The organism is Streptomyces sp. NPDC107765 (assembly GCF_055657085.1).
Genome location: NZ_JBVKBL010000013.1, coordinates 160634 through 179062, shown reverse-complemented (window position 1 = coordinate 179062; position 18429 = coordinate 160634). Strand labels below are relative to the sequence as shown.

General features: G+C 68.6%; 15 protein-coding genes and 1 pseudogene. 13 read left to right on the top strand and 3 right to left on the bottom strand.

Features of this window, described 5'->3' with window-relative positions:
• The first annotated feature begins 5 nt into the window (after positions 1 to 5).
• The 3 genes from ACZ7MX_RS28840 (at position 6) to ACZ7MX_RS28830 (ending at position 3614) form a co-directional block, all read left to right on the top strand.
• Positions 6 to 548, top strand: coding sequence for an NUDIX hydrolase (locus ACZ7MX_RS28840; protein WP_472136172.1), 543 nt, complete (start codon positions 6 to 8; stop codon positions 546 to 548).
• A gap of 1088 nt (positions 549 to 1636) precedes the next feature.
• Positions 1637 to 1900: a helix-turn-helix transcriptional regulator gene (locus ACZ7MX_RS28835; protein WP_329144837.1), complete on the top strand. Its 264-nt coding sequence runs from the start codon at positions 1637 to 1639 to the stop codon at positions 1898 to 1900.
• Between the two features lie 229 nt (positions 1901 to 2129).
• Entirely contained in the window at positions 2130 to 3614 is a 1485-nt protein-coding gene (locus ACZ7MX_RS28830) for a UvrD-helicase domain-containing protein (RefSeq protein WP_472136170.1), read from the top strand.
• 47 nt (positions 3615 to 3661) lie between these two features.
• On the opposite strand, the gene ACZ7MX_RS28825 is transcribed toward ACZ7MX_RS28830, so the two are convergent.
• Both ACZ7MX_RS28825 and ACZ7MX_RS28820 read right to left on the bottom strand, forming a co-directional pair.
• The gene (locus ACZ7MX_RS28825; RefSeq protein ID WP_472136168.1) at positions 3662 to 3871 is read right to left on the bottom strand and encodes a hypothetical protein; all 210 of its coding nucleotides are present in this window, start codon (positions 3869 to 3871) and stop codon (positions 3662 to 3664) included.
• A gap of 595 nt (positions 3872 to 4466) precedes the next feature.
• Positions 4467 to 6692, bottom strand: a complete 2226-nt coding sequence (locus tag ACZ7MX_RS28820) for a P-loop NTPase fold protein (protein WP_472136166.1) — start codon at positions 6690 to 6692, stop codon at positions 4467 to 4469.
• 326 nt (positions 6693 to 7018) lie between these two features.
• Between ACZ7MX_RS28820 and ACZ7MX_RS28815 the strand changes: the two are divergent.
• The 6 genes and pseudogenes from ACZ7MX_RS28815 to ACZ7MX_RS28790 all read left to right on the top strand — a co-directional run.
• Positions 7019 to 7459: pseudogene (locus tag ACZ7MX_RS28815) on the top strand (ATPase, T2SS/T4P/T4SS family); the annotation flags it as partial.
• Positions 7456 to 8532, top strand: coding sequence for a type II secretion system F family protein (locus ACZ7MX_RS28810; RefSeq protein WP_472136165.1), 1077 nt, complete (start codon positions 7456 to 7458; stop codon positions 8530 to 8532). The pseudogene ACZ7MX_RS28815 and the gene ACZ7MX_RS28810, both read left to right, overlap by 4 nt.
• A gap of 53 nt (positions 8533 to 8585) precedes the next feature.
• Positions 8586 to 9455, top strand: a complete 870-nt coding sequence (locus ACZ7MX_RS28805; RefSeq protein ID WP_472136163.1) for a type II secretion system F family protein — start codon at positions 8586 to 8588, stop codon at positions 9453 to 9455.
• 272 nt (positions 9456 to 9727) lie between these two features.
• Positions 9728 to 9886, top strand: coding sequence for a DUF4244 domain-containing protein (locus tag ACZ7MX_RS28800; RefSeq protein WP_267887879.1), 159 nt, complete (start codon positions 9728 to 9730; stop codon positions 9884 to 9886).
• Complete coding sequence (locus ACZ7MX_RS28795; RefSeq protein ID WP_472136161.1) at positions 9873 to 10271, top strand: TadE family type IV pilus minor pilin; 399 nt, start codon at positions 9873 to 9875, stop codon at positions 10269 to 10271. Before ACZ7MX_RS28800 ends, ACZ7MX_RS28795 begins: the two co-directional genes overlap by 14 nt.
• A complete protein-coding gene (locus tag ACZ7MX_RS28790) occupies positions 10246 to 10611 on the top strand; it encodes an Rv3654c family TadE-like protein (RefSeq protein ID WP_472136159.1) in 366 nt (121 codons plus the stop codon). The genes ACZ7MX_RS28795 and ACZ7MX_RS28790 overlap by 26 nt, the downstream gene beginning before the upstream one ends.
• Positions 10612 to 11164: 553 nt before the next feature.
• On the opposite strand, the gene ACZ7MX_RS28785 is transcribed toward ACZ7MX_RS28790, so the two are convergent.
• Positions 11165 to 13531 carry a DEAD/DEAH box helicase gene (locus ACZ7MX_RS28785; protein ID WP_472136157.1) on the bottom strand — a complete coding sequence of 789 codons (2367 nt, stop codon included), beginning with the start codon at positions 13529 to 13531 and terminating at the stop codon, positions 11165 to 11167.
• Between the two features lie 161 nt (positions 13532 to 13692).
• On the opposite strand from ACZ7MX_RS28785, the gene bldG reads away from it, so the two are divergent.
• The 4 genes from bldG (at position 13693) to ACZ7MX_RS28765 (ending at position 18385) form a co-directional block, all read left to right on the top strand.
• Entirely contained in the window at positions 13693 to 14034 is a 342-nt protein-coding gene (gene bldG / locus ACZ7MX_RS28780) for an anti-sigma factor antagonist BldG (RefSeq protein ID WP_030412609.1), read from the top strand.
• Positions 14035 to 14143: 109 nt separating this feature from the next.
• Positions 14144 to 14587, top strand: coding sequence for an ATP-binding protein (locus tag ACZ7MX_RS28775; protein WP_030412610.1), 444 nt, complete (start codon positions 14144 to 14146; stop codon positions 14585 to 14587).
• A gap of 587 nt (positions 14588 to 15174) precedes the next feature.
• Complete coding sequence (locus ACZ7MX_RS28770; RefSeq protein WP_472136155.1) at positions 15175 to 17583, top strand: sodium-translocating pyrophosphatase; 2409 nt, start codon at positions 15175 to 15177, stop codon at positions 17581 to 17583.
• A gap of 217 nt (positions 17584 to 17800) precedes the next feature.
• Positions 17801 to 18385 (top strand): small secreted protein, encoded by a 585-nt coding sequence (locus ACZ7MX_RS28765; RefSeq protein WP_472136153.1) that lies wholly within the window; start codon positions 17801 to 17803, stop codon positions 18383 to 18385.
• Positions 18386 to 18429: the final 44 nt, after the last annotated feature.

The following is an 18429-nucleotide window of genomic DNA, read 5'->3' as shown; positions in this document are numbered from 1 at the left end:
TCACCATGGCCATCACGGCAGACCACATCCGAACCACCACCACCGCCTACCTCGACCAGCACCCCGAGAACAAGGGCGAACTCGCCGTCGTCCTCGGCCTCCTCGACGACGGTGACGACCTCACCAGCCGCAAGACCCTGCCCGGACACGTCACCGCCGGCGCGATCCTCATCGGAGCCGACGGTCGTGTCCTGCACATCCACCACCTCGCCACCGGCAAATGGCTGCTGCCCGGAGGCCACTTGGAGCCCTCCGACAGCACACTTCTGCAGGCCGCCGGCCGCGAGCTCGCCGAGGAAACCGGCATCCCGCCTCACGTAGTCACCCCGCATGGCGAGACCCCGCTCCACGTTGACGTTCACCCCATCGACGCCAACCCCGCCAAGAAAGAGCCCGCCCACCAGCACTTCGACTTCCGTTTCCTCTTCCGCACCACCGCCGACATCGGCGAACTGCAGACCGAAGAGGTCTCCGACGCCGCTTGGCGCGAGATCGACTACATCGGTGACGAACGCCTTCGCCAGCGGATCATCCAGGCGATTCGCTGACGCCCCCCAACAGCGCGTCGGCCGGGCAAGTGCCCGGCCGACGCGCAAAAGCGGATTTCTGGGATGGTCAGTTCTATTTGGGCAGGAGTTCGCTCACCAGCCCCTGGACGCGTGTTTCGATCCGGTTTGGATCGGGTGGGCGGCTTCGACGCCCGCATTCTGCCCGTTCCGGAGACATTGTCAGTGGGCGACCTCACACTCATGGGATGAAGCCCACTAACAAGCTCTTCAGCATTGGCGACCTTGAGCATCGCCTGCGCGGCATCACGGCCTCCGCCGCAAAGTGGAACGAGGACCGCCTGCTCATCACCCCTGAGCCCTGCGGCCGGGCTTGACGGGCATCACATGGATCATCGGCGGGTGGGTGCCGTCGGTGCTCCAGGTGAACTTCGTCCAGTAGTGCTGGCCGAGGGAATTCTCCAGCATGCCGATGAGTATCGGGTCGGCCCCGTTGGCGGCCCTTCAAGGCACTTCGACCCACTCGCCGTGTTCGCTTGGGGCATTCGCTGTGACTCTGCCGCTGGGAGCCTGCCCCTCAGGGGCAGTGGTGCTGGTGGGGGTTGGGGGTTCTGGAACGGTCGCGGCGTGGGGGATTGTGGCGGCGCAGGCGTTGCAAGTGTCGGCGAGGTGCCAGGTCCGGCCGTGGTCCGCTCGGATAAGTAGCAGCCGAAGGGTGCCAGAGCACGGCCCTTGCCGCCGGTGCCATACGCAGGACTGCTCGCGACAATGGCACACCCGAAGGTGTGCCGGCAGTTGGCACTCGGCCAAGTGGCGTGCAAGGTGCCGACGGATCTCGGACCCCCCGGCGGTGCCCGTCACGTGTGTGGGTGAGGGGCAAGCGCTGCACGTCAGTACGGGTCGCCCCACCTGACTGCTGATCGTGGCGCTCCACGCACGTGAGGGCAGGGCAGTGGGCATTCGGTCCCTCCAGGGTGCGATCGGGCAGACCTCGGTCCACCTCATGGACCGGTTTCGGGCGCGGACACCGTAGTGCAGACCTGTGCCCTGGTGGAGATGTCTCAGCGGGCATGTAAATAGGGCAGAAGTCTGCACTGCCAGGGCAGGGGTGTGCACCGTCGGATAGTCGGGTGACGATCTTCCCGCCGCCGGAACCCGACCCGACGGCGCTGCGGCAGTCCCTCGCTCGCCTGCGCGCGGAGCGTGGCTGGAGCTATGACCAGCTCGCCGCCAATAGCGGCTTGTCCCGCCGCACCCTCATCGAGATCGAGCAGGGTCGCACCATCGGCACGCTGGGCACCTGGCACGCCCTCGCTCACGCCTTCAGCGTCCCCCTGGGCGAGCTCCTCGACCCGCTGTGCGCCGGCCACGAACCCCCACGCCCGGAACGCTAAGCCAGCCTTCCCCTGATCCCTCGAAGGGGATGCCGTTGGCGAACTCTTGCCCGAAAGGTGCACATCTGTGTGCTTCTTGGTACCCGATCGAAGGGACCCCACGGCGTGCACATAAGCCGTGGGCGTGTCTGCTGGCACTTTCTACTCCGGCATCTGCCCCAAGAAACAGGCCCCCTTTCGCCCGTCCAGAGCGTGGTGTGGGCCGTCAGGCTTCCGGAGAGCTCTTCACATGTCCTTCGCCCCCACCGATGAACAGGTTGCCGCCCTTGAGGCGTTCGGTAAGAGCGAGCATCTCGTCATTCAGGCCGGTGCCGGCACCGGCAAGACGTCCACCCTTGCCTTTCTCGCCGAGCAGATGCCCGCCCGCCGCGGCCGCTACCTCGCTTTCAACCGCGCCATCGCTCTGGACGCAGCCACCCGTTTCCCCGCATCGGTGCAGTGCAAGACCGCTCACTCCTTGGCGTACGCCGCCCTCGGCCACCGGTATCGCGATCGCCTCAATAGCCCCCGCAGACCGGGCTGGAGGGTCGGACAGGACCTGGGCCTGAACACCCCCGCCCGGATCAACGGGCGTGATCTCATGCCTGCCACCCTGTCCAATACGGTGCTGCGGACGGTCACCCGCTACTGCCAGTCCGCCGACACCGAACTCGCCCCGCACCACGTCCCGCCCCTGCGCGGCATCGACACTGAAGATGCACAGGCGGAGCTTGCCGATCTTCTGCTGCCGTATGCCGCAAAGGCATGGGACGACCTGCAGGGCCCCAACGCGGGCACGGTGCGCTTCGAGCACGACCACTACCTGAAGATGTGGGCCCTGACCGAACCCGTACTGCACGGCGACTTCCTGCTGTTGGACGAGGCCCAGGACACCAACCCCGTCCTGGAACAGATCGTCCTGGCCCAAAGGGACCACACCCAGATCGTCATGGTCGGCGACTCCGCGCAGGCCATCTACGGCTGGCGAGGAGCCCGCGACGTCATGACCGGCTTCACCGGCCACCACCTCACCCTCACCCGCTCCTTCCGCTTTGGTCCCAAACTCGCCGCCGAAGCCAACCGCTGGCTCACCCTCAGCGGGGCCCCTATCCAACTCACCGGAACTCCCGACATCCCCACCACCGTCGGTCCGCGCACGGAGCGCCCAGACGCGGTCCTGTGCCGTACCAACATCGGAGCCGTCACTGAGATCCTCGCGCTCCTTAACGTCGGCACTGCAACGGCACTGGTCGGCGGAGGGGAAGCACTACGTGCCCTGGCTCAGGCTGCCCGCGACCTCATCGGTGGACGACGCACCCACCATCCTGAACTCCTGCTATTCACCACCTGGAACGAACTGCGCGACTACGCCGAACTCGACCCTGCCGGCGCAGACCTGCAGCCCTTCGCCAACCTCGTAGACGAACACGGCCCCGACGCCATCCTCCACGCCGTCGACCGCCTCGTCCCGGAAGACAAGGCGCAGGTCACCGTATCCACCGCCCACAAAGCCAAAGGCCGGGAATGGGCCCATGTCCGCATCGCGCCCGACTTCACGCCGCCCCCCGACACCGACGAAGTTGACGCCACCGGCCGTCCCGTATCCAGCCCCATCAACGAATCGGAAGCCCGCCTGGCCTACGTGGCCGTCACCCGAGCCCGCCACCACCTTGACCCTGCGGGACTGGACTGGATCGATCAGCACCCCGACAACCCCACGGGGCTTTGCCCCTGAGGGCGCCGATCCCGTGGCACGGCCCTCCCACGGCCATGGGGGCTTCCTCAGGGAACGATGGACAGGCTGCGCGTCGCAGCAGAGGCGACGTGTCGACCCTCGCCCTCGAAGGCCATGAGGGTGAGACCGAACAGGAGCCGGTTCATCTCGTCGCTGGTGAGCCCGAGTTTGGCAGAGAGGGCATCCTGGACCAGATGATCAAAACCCGGGCGCCAATCACGATGGCCGCGGTCGCGCCCCGCGGACGTCTCGTGCACGTCCCTCAATGAGCATGCCGACGCCCAGCCTGGTCGACGAGGCGATGAACCAGGCCGCCGGCCGACGCGACCAGGACCGCCAGTCCGTCTAGGACCCGAGTTCCGCGGCCAGGGCGATGGGGCCGAGGGCCATGAGAGCGTTGACCGCACTGCTCTTCCGCCCTGATGTCCAGGTCCTAGAGGACAGGGGAGAGAAGGGGGGATGACGGTGATCGCGCAGGCGGTGAACAGCTTCGGCTGAATGTAGTGCAGGCCGGGGCACCCATCAGCGCAAGAGGACCGCATCCTCCTCTTTTGGCACGCGAGGGCGTCCTGATCATGGGACCCTGCAGCTGACGCGCGCGTCGAGCGAGTGAGGTGGCTGTGAAGCACTGAGAGCACTTCGGGCAATTCGGTGTATCCGCAAGAGTTGTGCCAGCCAGGGTCGCCGGGCCTGGGTGAGCCCCTAACAACAGTGCTTATCTAAGCACTGTCTGGTCTCGCTCGATCGTGCTCCGTGTCAGGATTTCGCGGTTGCGCCCACTCTCTGTCGTTGATGGGCCACTCGCGTCAGCAACGTCCAGGCCAAATATCTCGGCGCGATAAGGCGCTGCAATCAATGGCGGAGGCGGAAAAGGCCCACTCCGCCCACCCGGGACGACGTCCTTTTGTGGGATCTCCGCAGTGTCTTGGACCCGATAAGTTTGCGTGCTGCAGAAAGTCGCATCAGCGATTCGCGGGGCTCGACGTTCAGGGCTGATATGGCGCTTGCAATCCCTTCCGTGATCGCTTCACAGTTGCCGTACACCTTTTCTCGTTGCCATCTCTCTCCGGTCCATTGTTGTGAAAAATATGAGCCCGCTGTGGCCAAGCAATTGAAATATGGGGCAACGTTCTGTCCCAGGGTGTGCGTTTCATCGGTAAATGAAGAGAATCGTTGCGCCCCGTCTTCTAGCGCTACGAGTAGGCTTCTCATGTCACTAGCCGAATTGAGTGCTGACACTGCCGCCAGGCCCGGCCTGACGAGCCCAATGCATGTCTCATCTGCTTTGGCCACCAATGCCTCGGCAACGGACAGACTCTGCTGCTGGGTAACCCGGAAGACGACTTCCGGCACGGTGATTTCCACTCCTTCTGAACGTCTTACGTCAACGCATTGACGCGCCGATCGAATAAGATCTCTCGGCAGGCCACCGCTTACAGCGTGGCAGTAGAGAATCAGTTCGTCGGGGAAATGTATGATCCTGCGATTCAACAGTTCTCTGGATTCGCTTACATTAAATCGGCGCACCGGAACTATGAGGTCGAAGGAAGAATCAAATGCGTCTCTGAGGGGGATGCCTCTCAAGGCGAAGCTGTGAAGAGCATCTTCGGACACGGAAACGATAAAGTGGGTGTTCGGCCCGTGTAGCAAGTCTTTTATTCCGTTAATGAAAGCCAAGGCGCTTTCCGTGGACTCCAATTTATCCAGTTCGTCCAGTGCGACGATGATGCTCCGGTCACTCACTTTATGATAGCTCAGCGTAAAAGCCTTGAAATCTCGCACCCTTTCTGGGTGTGTTTGCTCCCTCTCGGTCAGTTCTAGTTGGTCTTGGTCCTCCATTGTGAAGAAGCCGCTGAACTTCAGAGTATTCTTCAAACCATGCTGCTCCTTCGTGCTGTAGGTAAGGGACCTCAGCGCCCTACGTGCCAACATCACCTCTTTCCCTTCACGCTGCGGTGGACGGCCGGCGAGGGAAGCTAGCAGGCGACTCGCGAAACTATTCATGCTTGCAAAAGCGCTACCTAGGTAGAGGACTAGGCCAAAAAGCGCCATGAGTACGCCAAGTACGTCCGACGTTGTGACCCTCTGATTGAGATTGGTGGAAGGTATGTGGTTCAGAAAAACTATCAAGACGCCAAGAAAGGCGATCGCCATGCCGAGTATTGCGCGGAGGAGGGCCTTTTGCCAGTAGCGGCTCATTTCGGGGCCGCGTCCTGCTTTGCGGTCGTCGAGGATAGCTTGCGCCACCTGGCCATGCAGCAACCGAATGAAATCAGCCGCCGTGTATTCCACCGGCGTGGGAATGTATACTCCCAAACATCTCTCTGGAGGGTTGTTGCAAACATGCTGCATCACTGTAGTCTTGCCGACGCCTCGTGGTCCGCTAAGCCCGATGGCTGATGCATCGTGGTCTCGCACGAAATTTGTAATTCGGGCGACAGATTCTGACACCAGAGTGTCCGGCGATTCCAGCTCAACCAATCTCGGAGCCCGCGGATTCTCCAATACTGGTACGCGTCTTCTGTCGCGTTCATGTCGTTCATTTATTATTGATGACAACACTCCTTTGGCTTCTGTGTTGAGGCTCTGTGCGAAGAGGTCAGATGCCACTTGAAAACGTGTGTTTGCCTGCTCCCTTCTCCTTCTCGAGGGAATCTCCAGCAGAGAAGCTAGGGATGCGAGCAAAATTGCGAGAAGTAGGCATGTAATTGCCACGGTCAGGCGATCATACTTGAACGGTAGGTACGAGGAGGCCCCGAGGAAGAACAGTGCAACTGCGACTAGTAGGGCGGTAATCGCGAACAATGAAGATGTGTAGACGCCCAAGGTCCTGATGGTGGACCGTCGGCTTTCACTCTTCTCTATTAATGCATTATTAAATTCTGTGCGCTGCATTTGTGTTGCGGCCAGCAAGGTACTGTATTGCGTTCGGAGTTCGTCCGCCGACGAAGAACTCGCCTCGGGCTGGAGGTCGCTACTTTCTATTGCAGAGGTAACCGCCTCATCCAGAAGAATCCGCTCTATAGTGGATGGGCCTGCGCCGTGTAGTGGCGCGACTGTTAAATGTTGGGTGGTCACCGTGACCTCCCCGGTCGGCTCGTCTCTCGGCAGTTCGAGCTTAGTTGCGTGCCCTCGTTTGAGCATCTTGGTGCTCTCGTAATCATTTAGGACGACGCTGCATAGTTGCCCTGCCCGTTATCTGCGGATCGGGCTTCCGGCCAGCCCTTCGGCCGTGCGGCGGTCGTCAGCAGCCGGCGAGCGTGGACGAATGGTCACGAACACATAACAGTGCGTCCAGGTCTCTGAGACACATCCGCGGCTCACAGGGCGAACAGACGGAACGCTGGTTCTCCGCCCCACTGAGACGGCTGGGCGGCTGAGACAGGCGAACTGTTCCTAATGGCGGGCGGGTGACACTGCGGGACCTCGTACGCCAGGCGCTCCGGATGCGGCCGGACCGGCTGGTGGTGGGCGAGGTGCGGGGCCCGGAGGTCACGGACCTGCTGGCCGCCCTCAATACGGGCCATGAGGGCGGCTGCGGCACGGTCCATGCCAACGCCGCCTGCGACGTCCCCGCGCGCCTGGAGGCCCTCGGCTCGACCGCGGGCCTGGACCGGGCCGCCCTGCACAGCCAGTTGGCGGCCGCGCTGTCCGTCGTCCTCCACCTCGTACGCGACCGGACCGGCCGCCGCCGGATCGCGGAGGTGCACGTCCTTGAGCGCAATCCCGACGGCTGTGTGGTGACCGTCCCGGCGGCTGTCTGGAGCCCGGACGGCTTCCAACCGGCCCAGGGGTGGGGACGGTTGAGCCGCCTGTGCGAGCGCGGCGGGGGCGAGTGGTCATGAACGGCGCCGCGGTGGCGCTGGTGGGCGCGGTGGTGTGTGCGGGGGCCGCGGCCCGGCTGGCGGCCGGGAGACGGGAGGACGTACGGCGGCGGGCCCGGGCGGTCCTCGGAGGCGATGCGGACGACCGGGCGGCCCGGGGGCGGGCCCCGCGGCTGGGGGAGGAGGTACGGGCGTGGTGCGCGGGACGGGTGACCGACGGGGAGCGGCGCTGGCGCCTCGGGCGCCGGGCCGACCTCGGCCGGGAGCTGTGGTGCCTGCCGGCCGGGCTGGCGCTGGGCGTACTGGGCGGGTCCGTGCTGCCGGTGCTCGCGGCACCGGTGGCGGGGTACCTCGTTCGGCGGTGGCTCGCCGGCCGTCGGGCGGAACGGGCGCGCGAGCGGCGCACCGCCGAGGTGATCGGGCTGTGCGCGGCGGTGGCGGGGGAGCTGCGGGCCGGCCGGCAGCCGGCCCAGGCGCTGTACGCCGCGGGGGGACCACCGGCGCTGGGCCCGGCGGGCCGGGCGGCGGCCGCGGCCGCGCGCTACGGCGGGGACGTGCCCCGCGCGCTACGGGCCGCGGCGCGGCAGCCCGGGGCCGAGGGGCTCACCGCGGTGGCGGCGTGCTGGCAGGTGGCGGTCGAGGGCGGTGCGGGCCTGGCCGCCGGTCTGGAGCGGATCGCGGCCGGACTCCGCGTCCGCCGGGAACTGCGCGAGGACCTGCGGGCCCAGTTGGCCGGGCCCCGGGCGACCGCACTGATGCTGGCGCTGCTCCCGGTGGGCGGCCTCCTGATGGGCACCGCACTGGGCGCCGACCCCCTGCGAGTGCTGCTGCACTCCCCGGCCGGCTGGGGCTGCCTGGTGCTCGGTGGGCTCCTGGAGTGGGGCGGGGTGGTGTGGACGACCCGGATCGTCGCGGAAGCGGAAGGCACGGGCGGCATGAAGGGCGTGCGAGGCGCGCGAGGAACGGACGACGCGGAAGGGGCGGGCGACGCGCAAGGCACGGAAGGCGCGGGAGGCACGCCAGGCACGCGAGGTGCGGAAGTGCGGAACGAAGGCGCGGGCGTACGGAAAGTATGCAGAAGGGACATGTGGTGAGCGCGGTGATGGGTGCCGGGGTCGACGTGGTGAAAGTTGTCCACAGGGTGGGGATGACGGTGGCCGCCGGGTCGCCCGTCGCCACGGTGCTGCTGTGTGCGGTGGCGGTGGCGGCGGTGGCAGCAATGGTGGTGCTGGACGGGGTGCGCCGGCGGCGGGCCGTGCGGAGACGGGCGGCGGCCGTCCTGGGCCATGGGCCGGCCGCGGACGGCGGCCGCGGCGGTGGTGGCGGGCCCGGCGGATCGAGCCGGCTCCCGGGACCCGGATGGCGCGCAGGTCGTACGCGAGCGACGGCCTGGGACCGTCCAGGGGGAGCCGGCGGGCCGGCGAGATGGGCCGGGCCCCTGGGAGCGGCGGTCTTCGTGGCCCTCCTCATCGGCGGGGCGGCCGGCGTCCTGGCGGGTCTCGTCGCAGGGTTCGTCGCGCACCGCAGGCTGACGCGCCACCAGGAGGCCCAGGCCGCACGGTCGGCGGCCGAGGAGGTGCACCGGCAACTGGCGCCGGCCGCCGATCTGTTGGCCGCCTGCCTGGCGGCCGGAGCCGGTCCACGCGAAGCAGCCGAAGCGGTCGGGCGGTCCCTCGACGGACCGGTGGCCGAACGGCTGCGGCAAGTGGCGGCGGAGCTGCGACTGGGAGGCGAACCGGCCGCCGCATGGCGGCGGTTGGCCGCACTGCCCGGCGCCGCGGAACTCGCCCGCTGTATGGAGCGCGCCGGGATATCCGGCGTGCCGGCGGTGGAGTCCGCGTCCCGGATCGCCGCTGCCCTACGCGCCGAACGGGACAGAGCCGCGGCCGCACGGGCCCGGCGGGCCGGCGTGCTGGTCACTCTCCCGCTGGCCGGGTGCTTCCTCCCGGCGTTCCTCCTGCTCGGCGTGGCCCCGGTGCTCATCGGTCTGGCGGACGGCCTGCTGGGGCGCAACTGACTGCGAGGACTGACCACAAGGACTGACAACAAGGGCTGACCACAAGGGCCCTCCACAAGGGATGGCACGAAGCGCCGACACGAGAAGGCGCAGCCAACCAACGACAACAACCCAAGCAACGAATACGACAACGACAACGGCAACGACAGCGACAGCACGACAACAACCCAAGCAACCACACGACCCAGACAACGACGACAACGAACCGGCCGGGAGGCGGCCGGGGAACGGGGGTTGGAATGTTCCGGCGATGGAGGAAGCGGCTGCGCGGGATGGCGGCCGACGACCGTGGGATGGCGACGGCCGAGTACGCGATCGTCACGCTCGCGGCCTGTGCACTGGCCGTGGTGTTCTACCGGCTCATCACGAGCGGGACCGTGCGTGCGGCGTTGCGGTCATTGATCGAGCAGGCGCTCCATGCACCGTCGTGACGACGGAAGGCCGCTCCGCGGGGCCCGCGCGGCCCCGCGGAGGGTGCGCGACGCCGGCTCTGTGACCGCGGAGACGGCTCTGGTGCTGCCGGTGCTGGTGGTGGTCGTGGCGGTGCTGATCTGGGGCCTGATGGCCGCCTGTGCCCGTATCGAGTGCGTGGACGCGGCGCGGGCCGGGGCGAGGGCTGCTGCGCGGTCGGAACCGCGGACGGCGGTGCTCGCCGCCGCCCGGCGCGTGGCGCCCCGGGGCGCGCGGGTGGCGCTGGCCCGGGAGGGCGATCTGGTGCGGGTACGGGTCGAGGCCGCACTGCCCGGTGTCGGGGAGCTGACGGTACGCGTCGGAGGGGAGGCGGTGGCTCTTGCGGAGGAAACAGTGGGGCGATGAGGGCTCGGCGACGGTCTGGACGGTCTTCGCCGCCGCGGCGCTGTGCGCGGTCTTCCTGGCCCTGATGGGACTGGGCCAGGCCGTCACGGCACGCCACCGGGCGGGCGGGGCCGCCGACCTGGCCGCGCTGGCGGCCGCGGACCGAGCCGTACGGGGTCCGGCCGCTGCCTGCGCGGCGGCGGGCCGGGTGGCGGCTGCGCAGTACACGCGGCTGGTGCGCTGCGCGGTCTCCGGCCCGGTCGCGGACGTCTCGGTGGAAGCCGGCAGCGGGCCCTTCACCACCCAGTCACGGGCCCGCGCCGGACCGGCAGCACAAGAGACGCCCACTGCCCGTAGGTAGGCGCAAGGGCTGTCCTCTGCCCATACGGAGGCGCAACGGGCCTCCCCTGCCGGTACGCCGCCGCAAGGGACGCCTCTTGCCCGGCCCGGCGCCACAAGAGCCGTCCCCGGCCCGTACGGCGGTCCAGGAGGCCCGTGGCCGGCCCGGCGGGTATACGGGCCCGGCGGCCGCTCGTACGACAGCACAAGGACGCCCAACGCCCACCGGACGGCACACGCACCGTCCTCCCCCTCGGACGGCACACGCACTCGGCTCCCGCCCCCCGGGACGGCACGCGGACCACCCGCTTACCGCCGGCCAGCACGGGCGCCCGCATACGTGCACCCCCACCGGCCTCTTTCCACCCACCACGGGAGGGGACAGACCGGAGGACGAAGTCCGTAGGGCTGGCGCCGCACCCGACACCCACCGCCCGCCGCAGGCGCAACGGCGAACAGCGCTCACGGCCCGCAGACGGCCACGTGGGAGGGGCACCCAGCGCAACGGCGAGCAACAGGCACGGCGCCGCAGCCGACCACGTGGGGCCAACCACCCGTCGCTCCCGGCCGGTGGCTCAGGCGGGGGTTTTCGGGGCGCCGCGGAGGAGCTCGGCGAGGAGGCGGATGGCGCCGCGTTTGTGGAGGGGGTCGTTGCCGTTGCCGCATTTGGGGGACTGGATGCAGGAGGGGCAGCCGGCCTCGCACTCGCACGCGGCGATCGCGCTGCGGGTGGCGGTGAGCCAGTCGGCGGCCGTGTGGAAGGCGCGTTCGGCGAAGCCCGCGCCGCCCGGGTGGCCGTCGTAGACGAACACCGTCGGCAGCAGGGTGTCCGGATGCAGCGGGACGGACACCCCGCCGATGTCCCAGCGGTCGCAGGTGGCGAAGAGCGGCAGCATGCCGATGGAGGCGTGCTCCGCGGCGTGCAGCGCGCCGCCGAGCTGCCGGGGGCCGACGCGGGCGGCGTCGAGCTGGTCCTCGGTGACCGTCCACCACACCGCGCGGGTACGCAGCGTGCGCGGCGGCAGATCGAGCTTGGTCTCGCCCAGGACCTCGCCGGTGATGAGCTTGCGGCGCAGGTAGGACACGACCTGGTTGGTGACCTCCACGGAGCCGAAGCACAGCCGGGCGTCCCCCCAGGGGACCTCGGTGTCGGTCTCCAGGATGGAGATGGCCGTGGTGTCGCGGGCCGTCGTGGAATACGGCGGGCTGGCCTCCTCGACGAGTGCGACGTCGTCGTCCAGGTCGAGGTGGCGCACGAGGTACGTACGGCCCTGATGGAGGTGGACCGCGCCGTCGTGCACCGTGGTGTGCGCGGCGCCGGCGTCCACGGTCCCCAGCAGCCGCCCGGTGCCGGCCTCCACGACCTGCACCGGCGCACCGCCCTGGCCGCGGATGTCGGTGAGGTCGGCGGCCCGTTCGCGGCGCGTCCAGTGCCAGGCGGTGGCCCGCCGCCGCAGCAGGGCCGCGGCCTCCAGCTGCGGCATCAGCCCTGCGGCCGCGGGACCGAAGAGCGGGAAGTCGGCCTCGGTGAGCGGGAGTTCGGCGGCGGCGGCGCACAGGTGCGGGGCGAGCACGTAGGGGTTGTCGGGGTCGAGGACGGTCGACTCGACCGGCTGGTCGAAGAGCGCCTCGGGGTGGTGGACGAGATAGGTGTCCAGCGGGTCGTCGCGGGCCACGAGCACCGCCAGCGCGCCCTGCCCGGCCCGTCCGGCCCGGCCGGCCTGCTGCCACAGGGACGCGCGGGTTCCCGGGTAGCCGGCGATGACCACGGCGTCCAGACCGGAGACGTCCACGCCCAGCTCCAGCGCCGTGGTGGCGGCCAGGCCCAGGAGCGCCCCGCTGTGCAGGGCCCGTTCCAGGGCGCGGCGCTCCTCGGGCAGATAGCCGCCCCGATAGGCGGCGATCCGCGCGGGCAGCGAGCGGTCGACCTCCGCGAGCCGTTCCTGGGCGATCAGCGCGATCAGTTCCGCGCCGCGCCGGGAGCGTACGAAGGCGACCGTGCGCACGCCCTGGACGGCGAGGTCGGTGAGCAGATCGGCGGTCTCGGCGGTGGCCGTGCGGCGCACCGGGGCGCCCTGTTCGCCGTGCAGCTCGGTCAGCGGCGGCTCCCAGAGCGCGAAGACCAACTCGCCGCGCGGCGAGGTGTCCTCGGTGATCTCCACCACGGGCAGACCGGTGAGCCGGGTCGCGGCCCGGGCCGGCTCGGCGGCCGTGGCGGAGGCGAGCAGGAAGACCGGCTCCGAGCCGTAACGGGCGCAGACCCGGCGCAGCCGGCGGAGGACCTGGGCGACGTGCGAGCCGAACACACCGCGGTAGGTGTGGCACTCGTCGATGACGACGTAGCGCAGCGCGCGCAGGAAGGAGGACCACCGGGGGTGGGCCGGCAGGATGCCGCTGTGCAGCATGTCGGGGTTGGTCAGCACGTAGTTCGCGTACTGGCGGACCCACTCGCGCTCCTCGACGGGGGTGTCGCCGTCGTAGACCGCGGGCCGGACGGCGGTGCCCAGCGGGGCGGCCAGCTCGCGCACGGCGCGTCGCTGGTCGGCGGCCAGGGCTTTCGTCGGGGCCAGATACAGCGCCGTGGCCCCCCTGCCGTTGGGCGCCTCCGCACCGTCCAGGAGCGTGGAGAGGACCGGCGCCAGATAGGCCAGGGACTTGCCCGAGGCGGTGCCGGTGGCCACCACGACCGACTCGCCGCGCAATGCGTGTTCGGACGTCCGTGCCTGGTGGGCCCAGGGACGCTCGATTCCGGACGAACGGATCGCGTCGATCACTTCGGGCCGGATCCGATCGGGCCAGTCGGTGTGGCTGCCGATGCGCGGGGGCAAGTGCTCCGTATGAGTGATGCGCGCAGCGCGGGTCGCGCCCCGGGCGAGACGTTCGAGAATCATGCCTGGGGAAGGGCGCGCGCCCGCATCCGGCGGGAGTCGATTGGAGGCCATCGGCACCGAGTGTGTCACCGGAGTGACGGACAATGCTCAAAGGGCGTCGTGCACGCCTGCTGGTAAGTGATTGAATGCCATCGCGGCTGCCAGATCCGCCCCTACTTCGGTGGGGAGGCCCCAGGGGGGCGACCGCTCGATAGCAAGGTGCTGGAGGATCCGTGGACCTGTCCCTGTCGACCCGGACCGTTGGCGACCGTACGGTCGTCGAGGTCGGTGGCGAGATTGATGTATACACCGCGCCCAAGCTGCGTGAGCAGCTGGTCGAGCTTGTGAACGACGGAAGCTACCACCTCGTGGTGGACATGGAACGTGTCGACTTCCTCGACTCCACTGGGCTCGGCGTCCTGGTCGGCGGACTCAAGCGGGTGCGCGCCCATGAGGGCTCGCTGCGCCTGGTCTGCAACCAGGAGCGCATTCTCAAGATCTTCCGTATCACCGGTCTGACCAAGGTGTTCCCGATTCACACCTCGGTCGAGGAAGCCGTCGCAGCCACCGACTGACGGCTTGCCGGGCCCCCGCGCCGGCAGGCGCGGGGGAAGGAAGGAGTGGGGGGTACCGGACGGGTGTCCGGCCCCCTGCGTCGCACGCCCGCATATCGAGGGGGATGGCATGGCCACCGTCGAACTCCGTTTCAGCGCCCTTCCCGAGCATGTCCGCACCGCGCGACTGGTCGCGGCTGCCGTGGCACGGCGGGCCGGGGTGGACGAGGCCGTCCTGGACGAGGTGCGGCTCGCGGTTGGCGAGGCCTGCAGCCGGGCCGTGGGGCTGCACGAGAGCCATGACATCGAGTCGCCGGTGCGGGTGCTGCTGATCGAGGACGAGAAGAAGTTCTCGATCGAGGTCGGCGACGGCGTGCCCGGCGGGCCCACCGCGGCGGGTGCCCGGGGTGCCGGCGAGGCCGAGGGCGCCGCGGAGAGCGACGCCGAGGGCGAGGACGAGATGGGCCTCGCGGTCATCAGCGGGCTGGTCGACGACGTCGAGGTGACCGCCGGTGAAGAGGGCGGCATGATCCGCATGAGCTGGCCCACGACGACGGCGGCGACCATCTCGTAACCGGGACCGACGGCTGCCCTGCCGCAGTCCGTACCCGCTCGTACCCGTACATGTACTCGTGCCCGTACCGAGCGTCTGTACGTCTTCATGGCATGTCCCTGCGCGCTGTTCCGCGCGGGGGCCACGGGGTGTCCGCCGCCCCGCTCCCATGCGTTGCGATCCGGACTCGATCTGACGGGTCCTCATGGGCCGTCATGAGCCCTCACGGTCCCTCAGGGGGGCGTCTGAGGGCGGTGGGTCACCCGTTCGGCCGCGGCCGGGCGGCTCAATTCTCTCCGAGGTCTCCTGTGACCCATTCGGCCCAGCCGCCGGGACGGTGTCCTTGAGCAGCGGCGATCAATGCGTGATCAAGCGGTGATCAGTACGACGAAGAGATCATCTGCCGACGGTCAGTGAATTCGGTGCATTCCTTCGTCCGGGCGAATTCCGGGCGCCGTCTGCCTTTTGATCTTCGCGACTACCGGCGAATTCCCTTTGAGGCGCCCTGTTTTGATCAACCGGGGCTCCCTACAATCCGTCCACATCTCTTGCTCAGGACGCCTGAGCGTGCTTCCGCGCGCCCATGTGCCAAACGTCAAGGAGGACGAATGGCGGGGCCTTACACCCCTCAGTTGCTTGACACCCCCTCTTTTCTGGCCGGGCCGTCACTGACCGCGGGCAACCGCGGCATCGTGCTGGTGATCGCCGTGGTGGCGCTGGCGGCGCTGGCCGTCGCGGCGGTGCTGGTCCGCCAAGTGCTCGCGGCCGGTGAGGGAACCGACAGTATGAAGAAGATCGCGGCGGCGGTGCAGGAAGGCGCAAATGCCTACCTGGCACGGCAGTTGCGGACCCTCGGCGTATTCGCGGTCGTGGTGTTCTTCCTGCTCATGCTGCTGCCCGCGGATAACTGGTCGCAGCGCGCCGGACGCAGTGCCTTCTTCTTGATCGGCGCGGCATTCTCGGCGGCCACCGGCTATATCGGCATGTGGCTCGCGGTGCGCAGCAATGTGCGTGTGGCGGCGGCTGCCCGGGAGGCCACTCCGGCCGAGGGCGAATCACGGGAAAAGGATCTTACGGCGGTATCCCACAAGGCGATGAAGATCGCTTTCCGTACCGGTGGCGTGGTCGGCATGTTCACCGTGGGACTGGGTCTGCTCGGTGCGTCCTGTGTGGTCCTCGTCTACGCGGTCGACGCGCCCAAGGTGCTGGAGGGCTTCGGTCTGGGCGCCGCGCTGATCGCGATGTTCATGAGGGTCGGCGGCGGCATCTTCACCAAGGCCGCCGACGTCGGCGCCGACCTCGTCGGCAAGGTCGAGCAGGGCATCCCCGAGGACGACCCGCGCAACGCCGCGACCATCGCGGACAACGTCGGCGACAACGTCGGTGACTGCGCCGGTATGGCCGCCGACCTCTTCGAGTCGTACGCCGTCACCCTGGTCGCCGCCCTCATCCTGGGCACCGCGGCCTTCGGCGACGCGGGACTCGCCTTCCCGCTGCTGGTGCCGGCCATCGGCGTGATCACCGCGATGATCGGCATCTTCGTCGTCGCGCCGCGGCGCCGGGACCGCAGCGGCATGACCGCCATCAACCGCGGCTTCTTCGTCTCCGCGGCCATTTCGCTGGTCCTGGTGGCCGCCGCGGTCTTCACCTACCTGCCGTCCAGCTACCGCGACCTGACCGGCGTCAGTGACCCCGTGGTCCTGGGCCACAGCGGTGACCCGCGGATGCTGGCCCTGGTCGCGGTCGCCGTCGGTATCGTGCTCGCCGCGCTGATCCAGCAGCTGACCGGATACTTCACCGAGACCACCCGGCGGCCCGTACGGGACATCGGCAAGACCTCGCTGACCGGGCCGGCCACCGTCGTCCTCTCCGGCATCTCGGTCGGCCTGGAGTCGGCCGTCTACTCGGCGGTGCTGATCGGACTGGCCGTCTACGGGGCGTTCCTGCTGGGCGGCGCGTCCATCACCCTGGCGCTGTTCGCGGTGGCGCTGGCCGGCACCGGCCTGCTGACCACCGTCGGCGTGATCGTGGCCATGGACACCTTCGGACCGGTCTCGGACAACGCGCAGGGCATCGCCGAGATGTCCGGCGACGTCTCGGGTGACGGTGCGCAGGTGCTGACCGACCTGGACGCGGTCGGCAACACCACCAAGGCCATCACCAAGGGCATCGCCATCGCGACCGCCGTACTGGCCGCCTCCGCGCTCTTCGGCTCCTACCGGGACGCGATCGCCACCGCCGTACGCCACATCGGCCGGGCCGCCGGCGGCATGGGGCTCAGCCTGGACATCTCGCAGCCCAACAACCTGGTCGGGCTGATCCTCGGCGCCTCGGTCGTCTTCCTGTTCTCCGGGCTGGCGATCAACGCCGTGTCGCGGTCGGCGGGAGCGGTGGTCTTCGAGGTGCGCCGGCAGTTCCGGGAGAAGCCCGGAATCATGGATTACACCCAGACGCCCGAGTACGGGCGGGTGGTCGACATCTGCACCAAGGACGCGCTGCGCGAGCTGGCCACCCCCGGCCTGCTGGCGGTGCTCACGCCGATCGCGGTCGGCTTCTCGCTGGGCGTCGGGGCGCTGGGCTCGTTCCTGGCCGGGGCGATCGGCACCGGCACCTTGATGGCGGTCTTCCTCGCCAACTCCGGTGGCGCCTGGGACAACGCCAAGAAGCTGGTCGAGGACGGCCACCACGGCGGCAAGGGCAGCGAGGCACACGCCGCCACCGTCATCGGGGACACCGTCGGCGACCCGTTCAAGGACACCGCCGGGCCGGCGATCAACCCGCTGCTGAAGGTGATGAACCTGGTGGCGCTGCTGATCGCGCCCGCTGTGGTGAAGTTCTCGTACGGCGAGGACAAGAACATCGGCATCCGGATCGCGGCGGCCGTACTGGCGCTCGCCGTCATCATCGGTGCCGTGTACATCTCCAAGCGGCGCGGGATCGCCGTGGGTGACGAACACAACAACTCCGAGGAGCCCGACGGCGTCGCCAAGTCGGCCGAGACGGCGGTGGCGTCCTAACCGGAAGCGACGTCGGAAAGGCTCGCGGACCGCTCAACTGGGCGGGTGGACGGCGCATGTTGCAGGCGCCGGCCACCCGCCCTCGGTCTGCCCGGGTGGCCCTGCGCTCCTTGATGCAAATGGCTGCAATGAGAGCCGGACCGGATGCCCGACCCGGGGACCAGGCCGTTCGGACGTGTATGTTCCGGGGCCGAGAGCCATGGAAGGGACCAATCCGGTGAACAAGAAGCTTGTGGCTGCACTGTCCGGCGGGGCGGCACTGATGCTCGCGCTGACCGGCTGCAGCGAGGACAACGGAAAGAAGCTCAACGACTGGGCGAAGAGTTTCTGCGACCCTGCGCAGGCTCCGTTCAAGCAGATCCAGGACGCCAACGCCGCCATGCAGAAGGCGGACAACGCCAGCGCGGACTCCAAGAAGGTCCAGCAGACCGACTCGGCTGCCTTCCAGAAGATTTCCCAGGCGTACGCGTCGCTGGCCAAGGCCCTGCAGCAGGCCGGGCCGCCGCCCACCGACCAGGGCAAGCAGGCGCAGGAGAACGCGGTCAAGGAGCTCAACTCGCTCTCCAAGGGCTACGCGGACCTGCAGAAGCAGGTCAACAAGCTCGACACCTCGGACAAGCTCAAGTTCGCCGACGGGCTGCGCGACCTGTCCAACGGCATCAACAAGCTCAACAAGCAGAGCGAGGCCGCCTTCAAGAACCTGGAGGCCGGTGACGTCGGCGCCGCGATGGCGAAGCAGAAGGGCTGCCAGAACCAGGCCGCGTCCGGTTCCCCGGTGCCCACGCCGTCCAAGAAGTCGTAACGCCTTGGCGGGGCCTGTTGCCGGCCCGGCGACGCGCCCGGGAA